Consider the following 15731-nt stretch of genomic DNA (forward strand, 5'->3'; position numbering starts at 1 on the left):
GGCGGGGGGGGGGGTGGGGGGGGGCGCCCCCCCGGGGGGGGGCTGGGCGTTGGGGGCGTGGCCGCGTCCCGTGCTGTTTGGGCGGGGGGGGGGGGGGGGGGGGGGGGGGGCCCCGCGCCCGGCCCCCGGGGCCCCCCCCACCGCCGTCAGGTGCGTACCTGCGGGGACTGCTGAAGCTAGGACAACCGCTCCGTGCTGTACACAACTTGCACAGGAGTTGGCGTCCGAGGAAGGGCGCGTGCCGCCGACTAGGCCGGGAATCGCCCTTGGATGGCCGTTACTTGACGGCGGAGTGCCAGCTCTGCGAGAAGACCTTCCCGGCGTCGGGGGCGACGACGCCCGGTGCGTAGAGGCCGGTCAGATAGGTCTGGGTGTTGTTGAGGACGAGGCTGTTCCTCCCGGCGGGGGAGGGCAGGCCCGTCTTGAGGTTGACCGCGCCGTCGATCAGGCCGAGCAGTCCGAGGCCGCAGCCGCTGGCACCGGGGACGGCGAAGGTGTTGTCGCCCTGGGTGGAGCCGAGGAGGTTGATGCGGCTCACGTCGCCCTCCTCGTTCGGGGTGCCGTCGGCGCTGAAGCGCTCCAGGCCGAACTCGGGCGCGGTGAAGTTGCGCGGGCGCAGGAGGATCGGCTTCTCCTTCGTCCCGATGTAGCAGTTGCCGCCGAGGAACGGGTTCTCCAGGCGGATCCGGACCGGGAGGGTGACGATCGGCTGGTCGGTGAGGACGCCCGCGATCTGGTCGAAGTCCGAGGGGGTGCCGGCCGACTCCAGGGTGGCGGTGATCTTGTTGAGGCTGCCGTCCGAGAGCTGCTTGCAGATGGCGGTGACGAACGGGATGTCGCTCGGACACATCAGGCCGAGCAGTCCGCCGGGGACGGTGGCGGAGTCGGCGATGATCGCGCCGGCGGGCGGGGCGACGACCGTGCTGGTGCCGTCGGCGTTCTGGACGGCGCCGAGCTGGAGGTTGGTCCTCCCGGTGTTCACCGTCGTCTTGCCCAGCTTGATGGAGCCGCTGAGGGAGAAGGAGGCGACGCACTGCGGCGCCCTGTCGAGGCCGTCGGCGGCGAGCATCGCCGGGGCGTCGACGGGGCAGCGGGTGGACGGCGCCCAGCCGCCGTTCAGTTCGGGGGCGGCGGCGGTCGCCGTGCCCAGGGAGGCGAAGGCGCCGAGGGCGGTGAGGGCGGAGACGGTGGCCAGCTTCGTACGGGTGGGGACGAGGGGCATGGCGGAGGCCTTTCTGGCGGAAGGGGGGACGGGGCGCGCCGGGTCAGCGCTCGGGCTTGGGGATCACCAGGGGCTGGCGGTCCTCGGTGCACTGGTCCGCGGGCGGGTCCTCCAGGCCGGCGGAGCAGGTCTGGCCCTGGATCTGCTTGATGTAGTTGCCGGGACCGGAGATGGAGGCGGTGAAGAGCCGGTCGAGGTTCTCGCCCCCGGCCCCGCAGCCCTTGAAGGCCGGAATGGTCACCTCACCGGTGAGCGCGCCGCCACTGGTGAGCTGGTAGCCGGTGGCGGGGTCGGGAATGACCTGCCGTCCCTCGCCGTGCAGCACCAGGTGGTCTCCGGGGTACTTGACGGGGTCGGGTTCGGGGGAGGTGAGGGGCTTCTCCGTGCGGCAGGAGGGGCCGACGTCCAGCAGGGTGCCGTTGACCCGGGCGTCGAGGACGCGCAGGACGAGGGGCGCGCGGACGTAGGCGTCCGAGGTGTAGACGGGGTAGTTGGCGAGCATGTCCGACTCGACGCTCATGGGCCCCACCTGTTCCAGGACCAGGGTCGCCGTGGTCGGGGCGAAGCCGAACGTCAGGAAGGTGGCCTCGAAGGGCGGGGTCTGCTTGCGCCCCTCGTGGAAGAGGCTGGCGTCCGACTTCTGGACCACGTGCATCCCGTCCGGCCGGAACTCGATCCCGGGCTGTCCCTGCTCGATGAAGACGCAGGACACCGGGATGGCGTTGGCGCCGTTCAGCTTCCGCACGTTGGAGTAGCCGGTGATGTAGGCGGTCAGGGTGGTGGGGGTCGCCTGCTCGTTGCGGCAGGTGGGCACGGAGCCCCGGTCGGTCGGCGTCCCGGGTGGCGTGTCCGCCGCCTCGGGGGCCCCGGCCGGCTTCCCTCCGGGGGTCTCCTCCGCTCCGGGGCCGGTCGCCCCGTTCCGCGGAAGCCCGTTCGCCGGGGTTCCGCCGTCCCGGCTCCCCGAGGGGGCCGGGACGGGGGCCGGGAGGGAGGAGGGCGGGGCGGAGTCCGACGGCGAGGGGGATCCGCCCGGTTCCCCGGTGGACGGACCCGGGGCGACCGGGACGGTGGCGAGCGGTCCGCCCTCCTCCGCGTCCTTGTCCGGAGTACAGGTGACGGAGAGGGAGGCGGGTCCGGTGGGCGTGCCGTCGGCCGTGCTCGGGGCGAGGCCGATGTCGAGGCTCCCCGCCGTGAAGGCGAGGTCGCCGGGGGCGCCCGCCGTCACGACCGGGACGTCGCCGGTCGTGGTCAGCGCCAACGGCCCTTCGGCCGGTACGCCGGCCGGCTGCGCGGTGCCGCGCCAGACGGCCTGCGTCTCCTGGCCGTTCTGACCCGCGACGACGCCGAGTGCCGTCTCCGCCCGGACTTCGGCGGCCTTGAGGGCCGTGAGGTCGGCGACGGCCGCCGCGGGGAGTTCCACGGTGGTGGTGACGTCGGCGGGCCGTATCTCCTCTCCCACCGAGGCCCGTTCGGGGAAGGCCGCCGTGATCCGTACCGTCGCGGGCTGCGGCCCCGAGGGCAGGGCGCAGACGTAGGGCAGCGCGGCGTCGACCTTCAGGCTCTCCACGGCGACGGCCGCGGCGGGGAGGAGAGGGGCGAGCGCCACGAACGCGGCGATCGTCGCACTGCGCGCTCGGACACGGGAAGTGCGGGTGGTGGGCCGTGGGCCTCTCATCTGTTGCTCCGCTCGGATCGTTCGTGTGCCGGTGGGACGAGGAGGTCGGCGAGGGGTGCAGACAGTTCGCGAAGGGGGGAGACGGGCTCCTACGGGTTGGACCCGACGATCGTCGGGACGGTGGTGGTGCCTGTCTTCTTGAGCAGGTAGTCGGCCTTGAGGAGCAGGCTGGCGCCGACCGGCATGGCCACGCCGCAGTTGGTGGACGCGACGACGGGCAGCTCTCCGGGGACGCCGGCGACGGACAGCCTGCCCGTCGAGTTGGTGTACGTGCTGGAGGAGGTGCCCCGTACGCGGAAGACGCAGGCGCCCCAGGTGAGTTTGAGGTCGATGTCACCCACGTGGCCCTTGGTGACGCCCGTCGCGGCGGTGTGGTCACGTGCCACGATCGTCCAGGGGGTGGTCGGGACCATGGTGATGTTGCCCAGGACGCTGGTGCAGGGCGCGCCGGCGGCGCCGAAGGCGATGGAGTCGATGGTGCCGACGGTCGCCGGGTCGCCCGCGGCGCTCCGGAGCGTGCCCGAAGCGGAGGACTTGGTGCACGTGATGGCGATGCCGTTGATGGAGTTCGCGAGGTTCGCGCCGTTCTTCGCGGAGAAGGCGACCGGCGACGGGGTGACGGTCCAGACCGTCGAGGGCACGGCCGAGGCCGGGGCCGCCGTGAGGACGAGCGCGGCCACGGCCGCTCCGGCGGCGACGGTACGTCTTCCGATCGGCTTCTTCATGACGTGCGGGGTCTCCTCGGGACGTGACGGGTGGCGGGGACCGTGGACAGGCCCGCGCCCGCCCGGCCGGGGTCACCGGCCGGACGGACGCGGGTCCTTGCGCCCTACGGGTTGGAGCCGACGATCTTCGGGATGACGGTCCCCGCCTTGAAGAGGTACGTCCCCTTGAAGGTCGGCTTGGCGCCGACCGGCACGGCGCTGCCGCAGTTGGTCGCCGAGACGACGGTGAGCTCACCGGCGAGGCTGTTCACCGCGAGCGCGCCCGTCGAGTTGGTGTACGTCGCGGAGGCCTTGCCCGTCACGCGGAAGACACAGGCGCCGACGGTCACCTTGGCGTCGACGTTGCCGACGTACCCCTTGGTGACGCCGGTCGCGGCGGTGTAGTCCTGCGCCACGATCGTCCAGGGGGTGGTCGCCACGGTGGTGACGTTGCCCAGGAGGCTGGTGCAGGGCGCGCCGGTGGCACCGAAGGCGATGGAGTTGATGGCGCCGACGGTCGCCGGGTTGCCGGTGGTGCTCTGACCCGTGCCCGCGCCGTTCGACTTCGTACACGTCATGGCGATGCCGTTGACGCTGAGGACGATGTTCCCGCTGTTGACCGCGGTGATGCTGGCCGGCGACGGGGTGACGGTCCAGACCGTCGACGGTACGGCCGTGGCCGGGGACACCGCGAGGGCGAGCGCGGCGGAGGCGCCACCGGCGACGACGGCGAGCTTTCTGATGGGCTTCTTCATGGCTCTGGGACTCTCCTTGGGGATTGACCAGCAGAAGGGTGGCCGCATGGAGGGGGACGCGCGGCCGGCGGCCTGCTGTTCCCTGGCCGCGAAACCTGACGTTACTTGCGGGAAACTTAGCTGAACAATGGCGAAGTCCATGATTCTTTGAAGTCGTCCCCTTGCCTGTCAGGCGGGTGAGCGTCGGCGTGAATCGCCTTGGTTCCGGAGTGCGCAATGTCGACAATTATGATCGATCGTCCGAGGGTCGGGAACAAGCCGCACCGCAGCGGTCCGGACGGCCCCGAAAAGGCGCGTATTCGCTCTTGCGGATGACAAGGCGGACGACGGAACTGTTTCCCCGATGACAAATATCCGGCCGTTCTCCCCCGGCTTCCGAAAACTCGGATCCCGGTATTGCCCCGGGAGGTTACTCGGCCGTAACGTTCCCCGGGCGGCGCTCAGTCGCAGGTCGGCGCGCACTCACAGGTCGGTCCGGCCGCCGCGCCGGGGCGGGACCCCGGCGACGGGGACCCCTTCGCCGGGCCCTGAGGAGAAGCGATGCCCGCTGTGTCTCGGCGGAGACAAGAACGGCTCCCGGGTTTGTCTCCGCGGTGACAAAAACGGAAGTGGATCAAGGATTGCGGCGACCCGCCTATTGTCCCGGTGATCCGCGCCGACTTAACGTGCGCCCGCAGCGCACGCCCGACTCGCGCCTGCTGGAGGTGGTATGGGAATCGAAGTAGCCGTTGAGGGTCTGACCATGTCCTTCGGCAAGCAGAACATCTGGCAGGACGTGACGCTGACATTGCCGGCCGGAGAGGTGAGCGTGATGCTCGGCCCTTCCGGTACCGGAAAGACGGTCTTCCTGAAATCGCTCATCGGACTGCTGAAACCCCAGCGGGGCCGTGTCCTCATCAACGGGGTCGACATGGTCAGCAGCCCCGAACGCGACATCTACGAGACCCGCAAGCTCTTCGGCCTCATGTTCCAGGACGGGGCCCTCTTCGGCTCCATGACCCTCTTCGACAACATCGCCTTCCCGCTGCGCGAGCACACCCGCAAGCGGGAGTCGGAGATCCGGCGCATCGTCATGGAGCGCATCGACCTCGTCGGTCTCCTCGGCGCCGAGGGGAAGCTGCCGGGCGAGATCAGCGGCGGCATGCGCAAGCGCGCCGGCCTCGCCCGCGCCCTCGTGCTCGACCCGCAGATCGTCCTGTGCGACGAACCGGACTCCGGGCTCGACCCCGTCCGCACCGCCTACCTCTCCCAACTGCTCATCGACCTCAACGCGCGGATCGACGCGACGATGCTCATCGTCACCCACAACCTGGACATCGCCGCCACCGTCCCCGACAACATGGGGATGTTCTTCCGGCGCAACCTGGTCACCTTCGGCCCCCGCGAAGTCCTCCTCACCAGCGACGAACCGGTCGTCACCCAGTTCCTCGCCGGCCGCCGCGAAGGCCCCATCGGCATGTCCGAGGAGAAGGACGCCGCCACCCTCGCCGCCGAGGCCAGCGGTGCCGGGGGCGTACGGAGCCACGCGCCCCGCGTCATCGTCCCGCAGCTGGAGCCCTCGCCCGGCCTGCCGCCCCGCGCGGCCGTCGCACGGCGCAGGGAACGGGTCCTCGGCATGCTCGACCGGCTGCCGCCCGCCGCCCGCACCGCCATCCAGGACACCTACGCGCGGAGCACCGGAGAACCCACCCTGCGCATGCCGGCCGCCGGGAGCGGCTCGTGATCACCGGCGCGCTGCGGCAGACCGGCCGTCTCTTCGCCCTCACCGCCGAGGTGAGCAGGGCCGTCTTCCGACGCCCCTTCCAGTTCCGGGAGTTCATCGAGCAGTTCTGGTTCGTCGCGAGCGTCACCATCCTGCCGGCCGCGCTCGTCTCGATCCCGTTCGGCGCCGTGATCGCCCTCCAGGTCGGCTCGCTCACCCAGCAGCTCGGCGCCCAGTCCTTCACCGGCGGCGCCAGCGTCCTCGCCGTCATCCAGCAGGCGAGCCCCCTCATCGTCGCCCTCCTGATCGCCGGCGCCGGCGGCTCCGCCATCTGCGCCGACCTCGGCTCCCGCAAGATCCGGGAGGAGCTCGACGCCATGGAGGTCATGGGCGTCTCGCCCGTCCAGCGCCTGGTCGTCCCGCGCGTCCTCGCCACCATGGCGGTCGCCGTGCTCCTCAACGGCATGGTCTCCGTCGTCGGCACCCTGGGCGGCTACTTCTTCAACATCGTCCTCCAGGACGGCACCCCCGGCGCCTACCTCGCCAGCTTCTCCGCCCTAGCCCAGCTGCCCGACCTCTACATCAGCGAACTCAAGGCCCTCATCTTCGGGTTCATCGCGGGCATCGTCGCCGCCTACCGGGGACTCAACCCCCGCGGCGGCCCCAAGGGCGTCGGCGACGCCGTCAACCAGTCCGTCGTCATCACCTTCCTGCTGCTGTTCTTCGTGAACATGGTGCTGACGGGCATCTACCTGCAGATCGTCCCGCCGAAGGGAGGCTGAGGCCGATGGCCTCCCCGTTCGTCTGGCTCGACCGCTCCGGCGACCAACTCCTGTTCTACGTCCGGGCCCTGCTCTGGATCCCGCGGACCCTGCGCCGCTACCTCAAGGAGGTGCAGCGGCTGCTCGCCGAGGTCGCCTTCGGCTCCGGCGGCCTCGGCGTCATCGGCGGCACCATCGGCGTCATGATCGCGATGACCCTGTTCACCGGCACCGTCGTCGGCCTCCAGGGCCACGCGGCCCTCGAACAGATCGGCACCGCCGCCTTCACCGGCTTCGTCTCCGCCTACTTCAACACCCGGGAGATCGCCCCGCTCGTCGCCGGACTCGCCCTCTCCGCGACCGTCGGCGCCGGCTTCACCGCCCAGCTCGGCGCCATGCGCATCAACGAGGAGGTCGACGCCCTCGAAGGCATGGGCATCCGCTCCATGCCGTACCTGGTCACCACCCGCATCATCGCCGGCGTCGTCGCCATCGTCCCGCTCTACGCGATCGGCCTGCTCTCCTCCTACCTGGCCTCCCGCTACGTCACGGTCCTCTTCAACGGACAGTCGGCCGGGACCTACGACCACTACTTCAACCTCTTCCTGTCCCCGACGGACGTCCTCCTGTCGGTGCTCAAAGTGCTGATCTTCAGCGTGATGGTGATCATCGCCCACTGCTACTACGGCTTCCGCGCCTCCGGCGGCCCCGCCGGCGTCGGCATCGCCGTCGGCCGCTCCGTGCGCAACGCCATCGTGCTGATCAGCGTCACCGACTTCTTCCTGTCGCTGGCCCTCTGGGGCGCGACCACGACCGTGAAGGTGGCGGGGTGAGATGAGCGATCCACGAGGCCAGACCCTGCGCCGCCGGTCCGCCGGCGTCGTCTTCCTGCTGGTGCCCGCCCTGCTCGCCTGGCTGGCGGTCGCCGTCTACGAGAAGCGCTTCACCGACTCGGACCCGGTCGTCGTCGAGACCGGCAGCGTCGGCAACGAGATGCACCTCGGCGCCGAGGTGAAGCTGCGCGGCGTCGTCGTCGGCGAGGTCCGCGCCATCGACTCCACCGGCACCGGCGCCCGGCTCACCCTCGCCATGCGGCCCGGCACCCTGGACCACGTCCCCTCCGACGTACGCGCCCAGATGCTGCCCACCACGCTCTTCGGCGAACGGTTCGTGGCCCTCGTACCGCCCGGCAACCCCTCGGCGAAGCCGCTGGGCCCCGGGGCCGTCATCCCCGAGGACCGCTCCGGCAACGCCGTCGAACTCCAGCAGGTCCTCGACAACGTCCTGCCCCTGCTGACCGCCGTCCAGCCGCAGAAGCTCTCGGCGACCCTCTCGGCCGTCTCCAGGGCGCTGGAGGGCCGCGGCGACCAGCTGGGCGACACCCTCACGCGACTCGACGCCCACCTGCGCGAGTTCAACCCCCAGCTGCCCGCCCTCAACAGGGACCTGAAAGAACTCGTGAAGGTCAGCCACCTCTACGCGGACGCCGCCCCGGACATCGTCACCGCGCTCACCGACTTCACCACCACCAGCGGCACCCTCGCCGAGAAGGAGGCCGAACTGGCCGGCACCCTCGGCGCCACCACCCGCACGGCCCAGGACCTGACCGCCTTCCTGCGCCAGAACAAGGACAACATCATCCGGCTCGGCGCCACGAGCAGGCCCACCCTGGAACTGCTCGCCGAGCACTCCCCGTCCTTCCCCTGCACCCTGCGCACCCTCGCCCAGTTCGTCCCCGCCATGGACAAGGCGCTCGGCAAGGGCACGAACCGGCCGGGACTCCACGTGAACGTCACCGCCGTGCCCCCGCGCGGCGCCTACGTCCCCGGCCGCGACACCCCCTCGTACGGCTCAGGCGGCGGCCCGCGCTGCCACCCCGTGCCCTACCTCGGCGCCCCCGCCGCACCCGCCGCCCGGGCCTCCGCCGCCACCGGCCAGGACCTCGGGCCCGCCAACTCCCCGCAGGAGAACGACCTCGTCAACGAACTCCTCGCCCCCGCCGCGAAGAAACGGCCCGGCGACCTGCCGGACTGGAGCAGCCTCCTGGCCGGACCCGCCTTCCGCGGAGCGGAGGTGACCCTCCGATGACGACGCCACCCGCCCACACACGACGGCGCGGCCTGACCGGCACGGTCCTGAAGTCCCTCGTGTTCGTCCTGGTCACGGCGCTCGCCACCACCGTCCTCGGCCTCAGCATCGCCAACACGGGCACCGGCTCCGCCACCCTCTCGTACAAGGCGCTCTTCACCGACGTCACCGGACTCGTGGAAGGCGACTCCGTCCGCATCGCCGGGGTCGAGGTCGGCGAGGTGACCGACGTGCGCGTCGTCGAACGGCGCACCGCCCAGGTCACCTTCACGGTCCGCGAGGACCGCACCCTGCCCCGCTCCGCGACCGCCGCCGTGAAGTACCTCGACATGGTCGGCCAGCGGTACGTCTCCCTCGACCGGGGCAGCGGGGACCTGTCCGACGCCCTCCGGTCCGGGGAGACCATCCCGCTGGAGCGCACCACGCCCGCACTCGACCTCACCCTGCTGTTCAACGGCTTCAAACCGCTCTTCGAGGGCCTCTCGCCCGCCGACGTCAACGACCTCGCCGGCTCCCTCGTCCAGGTCCTCCAGGGCGAGAGCGGCACGGTCGACAGCCTCCTGCGGCACATCGGCTCCCTCACGAAGACCGTCGCCGCCAAGGACGAGGTCATAGGCCAGGTCATCACCCACCTCAACACCGTCCTGACCACCCTCAACGACCGCGAGGCCGGCTTCGACGACCTCGTCGTCACCCTCCGCAAGCTCGTCACCGGATTCAACGCCGACCGCAAACCCCTCGGCCAGGCCGTCCAGGCCATCGGCGACCTCACCACCACGACCGCCGGCCTCTTCCAGGAAGCACGCGCCCCCCTCAAGCGGGACATCCGCGAACTGGGCCGGCTCTCCGGGAACCTCGCCGAGAACACGCCCCGCATCGAGTCCTTCCTCGACAACACCCCCGCCAAGCTGACCGCCCTGGCCCGCCTCTCCTCGTACGGGTCCTGGTTCAACCTCTACCTCTGCGAGGCGCGTGTGAGCGGCGTGGGAACCTCCGACGGCTCCGAGCCCCCCACCGGCGTCGCCGTGACCGAATCGAGGTGCCGCGGATGAGCCCCGCCCCCCGGCTCAAGCCGGTCGAGGAGCGCAGCCCCGTCGCCGTCGCCGTCGTCGGACTCCTCCTCCTCGCCCTCCTCGCCGCCCTCGCGTACAACGTGGAACGGCTCCCCCTCGTCGGCGGCGACACCGCCTACAGCGCCGACTTCACCGAGGCCGCCGGACTCGACGAGGGCGACGAGGTGCGCATCGCCGGCGTCAAGGTCGGCAAGGTCACCGGCGTCGCCCTCGACGGACCCAAGGTCAAGGTGACGTTCGAGGTCGGCGACGCCTGGATCGGCGACCGGTCGACCGCCGCCATCGCCATCAAGACCCTCCTGGGCGAGAAGTACCTGGCGCTCGACCCCCTCGGCTCCGCCCCCCAGGACCCCGGAGCCCGCATCCCGCAGTCCCGCACCACCTCCCCGTACGACGTGACGCAGGCCTTCCAGGACCTCAGCGGCACCGTCGACGCCATCGACACGAAGAAGCTCGCGAAGAGCTTCGAGACGATCTCCGACACCTTCAAGAACTCCCCGCCGCACGTCCGCAACGCCGCCACCGGCCTCTCCGAACTGTCGAGGACCGTCTCCGAGCGCGACGCCGAACTCGCCCGGCTCCTGGCGAACAGCGAGAAGTTCACCAAGACCCTGGCCGACAGGAAGTCCAGCTTCGAGACGCTCATCGAGGACGGCGGCTCGCTGCTCGGGGAGCTCAGGAAGCGCCGCGACGCCATCCGCGCCCTCCTCAGGGGCAGCAGGGAACTGGGCGTCCAGCTCGGCGGCCTCGTCGACGACAACGACCGGCAGCTCGGCCCGACCCTCAAGTCCCTCGGCCGCGTCACCGAGGTCCTGGAGAAGAACAGCGGCAAGCTCGACAAGACCCTCGCGCTCGTCGGCCCGTACTACCGGCTCGTCGGCAACACCCTCGGCAGCGGCCGCTGGTTCGACAGCTACCTGTGCGGCGTGGTGCCGCGGACCTACCTGCCCGAAGCCTCGCAGCCCACCACCGGATGCCTGCCGCCGAAACAGCCGGCGACGGGCCAGGGGAGCGGTGAACGATGACCAAGCCCAGGACCCCCCTCGCCGCCGGACTCGCCCTCGTGGTGCTCGCCGCCTGCGGATTCGTCGCCGTACGCGTCCTCGAACCCGACGGCACCCGCGTCACCGCCTACTTCGACCGGACGGTCGGCGTCTACGCCGGATCCGACCTGCGCGTCCTCGGCGTACGGGTCGGGGAGGTCGAGTCCGTCGAACCGCAGGGCACCCGCGTCCGCGTCCGGCTCCACCTCGACGAGGGCGTCCGCGTCCCCGCCGACGCCCGGGCCGTCGTCGTCGCCCCGAGCATCGTCGCCGACCGCTACGTCCAGCTCGCCCCCGCCTACGGCGAAGGCCCCGCCCTCGCCGAAGGCGCCGAACTGCCCGCCTCCCGCAACCGCGTCCCCGTCGAGATCGACCAGCTCTACGCGTCCATCACCGACCTGAGCGAGGCCCTCGGCCCGGACGGCGCCAACTCCGCCGGAGCCCTCTCCGCACTCCTCGACACCGGGGCGAAGAACCTCAAGGGCAACGGCGCCTCCATCGGCACCTCCATCGAGGAGTTCGGCAAGGCCGCCAAGACCCTCGACGGCAGCAGCGAACAGCTCTTCACCAGCCTCGGACAGCTCCAGACCTTCACCACCATGCTCAGGAAGAAGGACGGCGACGTCCGCACCGCGCAGGAGCGCCTGGACGAGGTCGTCGGCTACTTCGCCGAGAACAAGGACGACCTCACCGGCGCCCTCGAGGAACTCGGCAGGGCCCTCGCCCGGGTCAAGACCTTCGTCAAGGACAACCGCGGCGAACTGAAGAAGAACGTCGACCGGCTCGTGCCCCTCACCCAGACCCTCGTCGACCAGCGCGCCTCCCTCGCCGAGGCCCTCGACGTCGCCCCGCTCGCCGCCGGGAACCTCATCAACGCGTACAACCCGGAGACCCGCACCCTCGACGGCCGGGCCAACCTCAACGAGATCAGCATGGGCGGACCGCTGCTGCCACTGCCGGTGGCAGGCGGCTCCGCGGCGGGCACCGGGAAGGAGGAGCGATGAGCCGCGGCACCCCCTCCGGGAGGCTCCTCGGCGCCGGAGCCGTCGGCACGGTCGCCCTCGGCCTGGGCATCGCCGTCGTCCTCGGCCTGGTCCCCACCCCTTCGCTCCGGTTCGACGGCATCGAGGACCTGCCGCTGCCCGGCGGCGCCGACCTCGGCCCCCACCCCTACACGGTCACCGCCGAACTCGACGACGTACTGAGCCTCGTGCCGCAGTCCGCGGTCAAGGTCAACGACGTCGCCGTCGGCCGCGTCACCGCCATCGATCTGGTGCCCGGGAGCTGGACCGCCCGCGTCACCCTGAAGATCAACGGCGCCGTCCGGCTGCCCGCCGACGCGGGCGCCCGCCTGGAGCAGTCCAGCCTCCTGGGCGAGAAGTACGTCCAGCTCGTCGCCCCGGCCCGGAACGGCACGGCGCGGGCCGGCGTCCAGCGCGCCGCCGTACGGCGGGGCGGTGGCGAACTCGTCGACGGCAGCGTCATCCCGCTGGCGCGCACCGGCCGGAACACGGAGGTCGAGGAGGTCTTCGGCGCCCTGTCCCTGCTGCTCAACGGCGGCGGCGTCAACCAGCTCAAGACCATCACCCGGGAGCTGGACGCGGTGCTCGGCGGACGCGAACCCGAGGTCCGCTCGATGCTGAGGCGGGTGAACACCCTGGTCACCGACCTGGACGCGCACCGCGACGACATCACCCGCGCCCTCGACGGGGTCAACCGGCTCTCCGCCACCCTCGCCGGACGCAAGAAGGACATCGGCACGGTCCTCACCGGCCTCTCGCCCGGCCTGAGGACGCTGGAGAACCAGCGGGGCTCCCTGCTGACCATGCTGCGCGCCCTGGACACCCTGTCCGGCGTCGCCGTGACCACCGTCAACGCGAGCAAGAAGGACATGGTGGCCGATCTGAAGGCCCTCGCGCCGACCCTGAAGGCCCTCGCGGACGCCGGTGCCGACCTGCCCGCGTCGCTCCAGGTCCTGCTGACGTACCCCTTCACCGACGAGGTGCTGCGGGGCGTCAAGGGCGACTACCTCAACACCTATCTGCACCTCGCCGCCGTCCCCGGCACCGAGGTGATCCCGCCCCTGATCCCCAGGACCGAGCCCACCCCCGCCCCCACCCCGTCGGCCCCGGAGACGACGGACCCGGAACCCGAGCCCGAGCCCGAACCCGAGCCCGAACCGGGCGCCCGCCAGGGACAGAGCACCGGACCGACCCTGCCGCTGCCCCCGGTCCGCACGGGCGACACCCCGACGACCGGAGGCGAGAACCGGTGATCACCCGCACCGTACGGCTGAAGAACCTCGCGTTCCTCGTCATCGCCGTCCTCGTCCTCGGCTTCGTCGGCATCCGCTACGCCGACCTCGGCCGCCACGTCGGCGTCGCCGACCACTACGGCGTCAAGGTCCACCTCGCCCGTACGGGAGGCCTGTTCACCCACTCCGACGTCACCTACCGGGGCGTCTCCGTGGGACGCGTCGGCGACATCGGCCTCACCGCCGAAGGGGTCGTCGCCGAACTGCGCATCAAGAAGTCCGCCCCCCGGATCCCCGCCGACGCGAAGGCCGTGGTCGCCGGCCTCTCCGCCGTCGGCGAGCAGTACATCGACCTGCGCCCCGAGAGCGACGGCGGCCCCTACCTCGCCGACGGCGCCCGCATCGAACAGACCGACACCCAGGTGCCGGCCCCGGTCACCGACGTGCTCACGAGCATGAACGACCTCACCGCCTCCGTACCGCTGGAGTCCCTGCGCACGGTCGTCGACGAGTTCGGCAAGGCCTTCGAGGGCCACGGCGACGACCTCCAGGCCCTCCTCGACAACGGCAGCGCGTTCGTCCAGGCCGCCGACCGGGCGCTGCCGTCCACCACCCGGCTCATCACCGACGGCGAGGTCGTCCTGCGCACCCAGGCCGACGAGAGCCGCGCCATCCGGGGCTTCGCCACCGGAGCACGCGACCTCGCCGCCGCCCTCAAGGGCTCCGACGCCGACCTGCGGCGCGTCCTGACCGTCACCCCCGACGCGGCCGGCCAGGTCAGCGGCCTCCTGCGCGACCTCGACCCGAGCCTGGGCGTCGTCCTCGCCAACCTCCTGACCACCTCGGAGGTCGCCGTCACCCGGCAGCGCGGCATCGAGGAACTGCTCGTGAAGTACCCGGCGGCCGTCTCGGCCGGCGCCACCGCCGTCGACGGCGGAAAGGTGAACTTCGGCATGGCGGTCACCTTCTTCAAGCCCCTGCCCTGCACCTCCGGATACGGCGGTACGCGCTACCGCAACGGCCTCGACCTGGGCACCGCGCCCGCCCTCAACACCGGTGCGGCCTGTACGGGTTCCGCGGCGGCCGGGATCAACGTGCGCGGCTCGGCGCACGCCCCGAAGGGCGGCCCCGTGCCCGCCCCCGCCAGGCCCGGCTCCCTGCCCTCGGGCGGTACGAGCGGTACGAGCGGCGCGTCGGACTCCCCGCAGCGGTCCCTGCCCGGCGCGCTCGCGCTGCCCGGCCAGGGCGGCGGGCCGACGGACATGGCCGGGCTCCTCGGCCTGGGCACCGGGGGCACGCGGTGAGGCGGGCGAGGATCCTCGGCGCCGCCGCCCTCGTCGTCGCCCTCGGCTTCTGCGGCACCGGCGCGTGGACCTACGCGCAGGCCCGCTCCGACGAGGGCCTCTCCTTCAGCCGCGAACGGGACACCGCGCTCGCCGAGGGCCGGCAGCGCCTCACCGTCCTGAACACGCTCGACGCCTCGACCCGCGAGCGCGCCGAAGCGGGCGTACGGGCCTGGCGCGACGCCTCCACCGGGCCGCTCCGCACCGAACTGGGCCGCACCGAACCCGCGGTGGGCGCCTCGGCGCGCGCCACGGTCACCGAGGCCGCCCTCACCGCGCTCGACGCGCGCGCCGGTACGGCGAAGCTCATCGCGACCGTACGCGTCGACGTCACCCCGCGCGGGGGCGCCGCCGCGACCGGCGACCGCAAGCGTCTGGAAGCCGTCCTGACGCGCACCGGCGAGGGCACGTGGAAGGTCGCGGCACTGAGCGCGGTCCCCGTCACCGGCGCGGAGGGAAGCGAGAAGAAGGAGGGCGGGGACGAGTGACACGACTGCTGCGCGGAACGGCCGGGGAGACGGACGAAGAGACTCCGGACCCCGAGGCCGACACCCCGGACACCCCGGACGCCACGGACGAGGGCGACAACGACGGCAGCCGGCCCACCTCCCGGTGGCGTACGGTCGCCCTCGTCGCGGCCGTCGTCGCCCTCCTCCTCGGCGGAGGCGCCTTCTTCCTCGCCGCCCACCAGCTCCGGTCCACCCCGTCCGCCCGCAACCACGCGCTCACCGACACCGCGGCCACCACCCGCGTCGGCGGTGACGTCGGCGAAGGCCTCGCCCGGGTCTTCTCGTACGCGCCCGGCCGGGCCGACGCCGCCGAACGCTCCGCCGCGACCGTCCTCTCCGGACGCGCGGCCCGCCAGTACGCCGACCTGTTCGCCCAGGTCCGCGAGAGCCTGGCCGCACAGCGCCTCACCCTCACCACCCAGGCCGTCCGCACCGGGGTGATCGACCTCCACGGGAACACCGCGCGCCTGCTCGTGTTCCTCGACCAGACCTCGCGGCGGGACGGGGCACCCGCCACGTCCGCCGCCGCCCAGCTCACCGTCACCGCGGAGTTCCGGGACGACCGGTGGCTGATCGTCGACATCAAGGCCCGCTGAGCATGA

At 71.9% G+C, this 15731-nt stretch carries 15 protein-coding genes; 11 read left to right on the plus strand and 4 right to left on the minus strand.

The window, feature by feature from the left end; genetic code table 11:
* Positions 1-277: 277 nt before the first annotated feature.
* The 4 genes from ACFY7E_RS24685 to ACFY7E_RS24700 form a co-directional block, all read right to left on the minus strand.
* A complete protein-coding gene (locus ACFY7E_RS24685; RefSeq protein ID WP_389488239.1) occupies positions 278-1222 on the minus strand; it encodes a hypothetical protein in 945 nt (314 codons plus the stop codon).
* 43 nt (positions 1223-1265) lie between these two features.
* The gene (locus ACFY7E_RS24690; RefSeq protein ID WP_389488241.1) at positions 1266-2828 is read right to left on the minus strand and encodes a DUF6801 domain-containing protein; all 1563 of its coding nucleotides are present in this window, start codon (positions 2826-2828) and stop codon (positions 1266-1268) included.
* A gap of 158 nt (positions 2829-2986) precedes the next feature.
* Complete coding sequence (locus ACFY7E_RS24695) at positions 2987-3622, minus strand: hypothetical protein (RefSeq protein ID WP_389488243.1); 636 nt, start codon at positions 3620-3622, stop codon at positions 2987-2989.
* 104 nt (positions 3623-3726) lie between these two features.
* On the minus strand, positions 3727-4356 hold the full coding sequence (locus tag ACFY7E_RS24700) for a hypothetical protein (protein ID WP_389488245.1): 630 nt from the start codon (positions 4354-4356) through the stop codon (positions 3727-3729).
* A gap of 709 nt (positions 4357-5065) precedes the next feature.
* Here ACFY7E_RS24700 and ACFY7E_RS24705 point away from each other — a divergent pair.
* Genes ACFY7E_RS24705 through ACFY7E_RS24755 form a run of 11 tightly spaced genes read left to right on the plus strand, consistent with a single transcriptional unit; the run spans position 5066 to position 15725 of the window.
* Complete coding sequence (locus ACFY7E_RS24705; protein WP_389488247.1) at positions 5066-6079, plus strand: ABC transporter ATP-binding protein; 1014 nt, start codon at positions 5066-5068, stop codon at positions 6077-6079.
* Positions 6076-6840: an MlaE family ABC transporter permease gene (locus ACFY7E_RS24710; protein WP_383440127.1), complete on the plus strand. Its 765-nt coding sequence runs from the start codon at positions 6076-6078 to the stop codon at positions 6838-6840. Before ACFY7E_RS24705 ends, ACFY7E_RS24710 begins: the two co-directional genes overlap by 4 nt.
* 5 nt (positions 6841-6845) lie before the next feature.
* Positions 6846-7652: an MlaE family ABC transporter permease gene (locus ACFY7E_RS24715; protein WP_389488249.1), complete on the plus strand. Its 807-nt coding sequence runs from the start codon at positions 6846-6848 to the stop codon at positions 7650-7652.
* 1 nt (position 7653) lies between these two features.
* Positions 7654-8907 carry an MCE family protein gene (locus ACFY7E_RS24720; RefSeq protein ID WP_389488251.1) on the plus strand — a complete coding sequence of 418 codons (1254 nt, stop codon included), beginning with the start codon at positions 7654-7656 and terminating at the stop codon, positions 8905-8907.
* Positions 8904-9959, plus strand: a complete 1056-nt coding sequence (locus ACFY7E_RS24725; RefSeq protein WP_389488253.1) for an MCE family protein — start codon at positions 8904-8906, stop codon at positions 9957-9959. Before ACFY7E_RS24720 ends, ACFY7E_RS24725 begins: the two co-directional genes overlap by 4 nt.
* On the plus strand, positions 9956-11005 hold the full coding sequence (locus ACFY7E_RS24730) for an MCE family protein (protein WP_389488255.1): 1050 nt from the start codon (positions 9956-9958) through the stop codon (positions 11003-11005). The genes ACFY7E_RS24725 and ACFY7E_RS24730 overlap by 4 nt, the downstream gene beginning before the upstream one ends.
* Positions 11002-12027 (plus strand): MCE family protein, encoded by a 1026-nt coding sequence (locus ACFY7E_RS24735; protein ID WP_389488257.1) that lies wholly within the window; start codon positions 11002-11004, stop codon positions 12025-12027. The genes ACFY7E_RS24730 and ACFY7E_RS24735 overlap by 4 nt, the downstream gene beginning before the upstream one ends.
* Positions 12024-13298 carry an MCE family protein gene (locus ACFY7E_RS24740; RefSeq protein ID WP_389488259.1) on the plus strand — a complete coding sequence of 425 codons (1275 nt, stop codon included), beginning with the start codon at positions 12024-12026 and terminating at the stop codon, positions 13296-13298. The genes ACFY7E_RS24735 and ACFY7E_RS24740 overlap by 4 nt, the downstream gene beginning before the upstream one ends.
* Entirely contained in the window at positions 13295-14581 is a 1287-nt protein-coding gene (locus ACFY7E_RS24745; protein WP_389488261.1) for an MCE family protein, read from the plus strand. Before ACFY7E_RS24740 ends, ACFY7E_RS24745 begins: the two co-directional genes overlap by 4 nt.
* On the plus strand, positions 14578-15108 hold the full coding sequence (locus ACFY7E_RS24750; RefSeq protein ID WP_389488263.1) for a hypothetical protein: 531 nt from the start codon (positions 14578-14580) through the stop codon (positions 15106-15108). The genes ACFY7E_RS24745 and ACFY7E_RS24750 overlap by 4 nt, the downstream gene beginning before the upstream one ends.
* Positions 15105-15725, plus strand: a complete 621-nt coding sequence (locus tag ACFY7E_RS24755; RefSeq protein WP_389488265.1) for a hypothetical protein — start codon at positions 15105-15107, stop codon at positions 15723-15725. The genes ACFY7E_RS24750 and ACFY7E_RS24755 overlap by 4 nt, the downstream gene beginning before the upstream one ends.
* The last annotated feature ends 6 nt before the right edge of the window (positions 15726-15731 follow it).

Origin of the sequence: Streptomyces sp. NPDC012825, assembly GCF_042900925.1 — a bacterium.
Lineage (GTDB): Bacteria > Actinomycetota > Actinomycetes > Streptomycetales > Streptomycetaceae > Streptomyces.